1 protein-coding gene is annotated in these 887 nt (G+C 43.1%); it reads right to left on the bottom strand.

The genetic code is table 11. The annotated features are described in order from the left end of the window. Window positions 1-701, bottom strand: a 701-nt coding sequence (locus H5T41_11405) for a DUF3800 domain-containing protein (protein MBC7109365.1), incomplete at its 3' end; no start/stop codon positions are given. Window positions 702-887: the final 186 nt, after the last annotated feature.

The following is an 887-nucleotide window of genomic DNA, read 5'->3' as shown; positions in this document are numbered from 1 at the left end:
AACTCTTGGCTCGGCGAGAACCCGCGTAGGAAGCCAGCAAATATACCAGCAGCGTAGTCAGCCAACCTAATCCCTGAACTATGATGCGACAGCTCGTACGCCAGGCTATCTTTTATGCCTTCGTACTGAGAAATAAATGGATCATTTTGATAAAATAAACTATATGCCTCGCGAATGAATCGATTAGTACGCTCATCTGGTAGAGGATCAAGAAAAATGATTGCTAAACCATTTTCTTTTCTCATCTCATATTCGATGCGCTGCATTAAATCTTGGATGTGCATTTGATAAATCATTTCTTTGGATACTCTACCTGTGGCCTGACACGCATTGTCTGTCACTGTATAAATTATCTTGCAAAAATCTGCGCTTTTAAGCAGCTCAAGACACTTACGAACATGACCCCACAATTGCATATTGGACAAGCATGAAAACTCGGCATATGGTCGGTCAGGAGGTATTGCCTCTCCTCGTTTTCTATGTTGAACAATAGAGCCTATGTATGACCACTTGAGTTCCTTTTGGAATGGGAGACCTGTTTCTTTGAGAAGTTTTTTGTATTCAATATGTATATGTACCCAGTCATCGACGCTTAAAAGAACAGAGCTTCTAATAAAGTAAGGATGGGCTTTTACAAATCGCTCGGACCGCTCACATTCATAAGCACCTGTTTCGTCTGAAAAACAAAAGAAAACACGCATTTATATTACCATTTTGCAAGTGTTTGTTTCAACCAGCGAATAAAGATCATCAATCGCCTGTTGGATCTCGATGGTTTTGGCGAGGGCGGTGACGATGTGGCAGTAGGTGCGGATTTCGTCGAGGGAGAGCCTGCGACCTTGGCGGTCCTTAAGCCATTTGGAGCACACTTGGTAGCCGCCGATGTG

Source organism: Methanomassiliicoccales archaeon (genome assembly GCA_014361295.1).
Lineage (GTDB): Archaea > Thermoplasmatota > Thermoplasmata > Methanomassiliicoccales > JACIVX01 > JACIVX01.
Note: the sequence above shows the minus strand (reverse complement) of the source record. Positions and strands in the feature narration are given on the sequence as shown.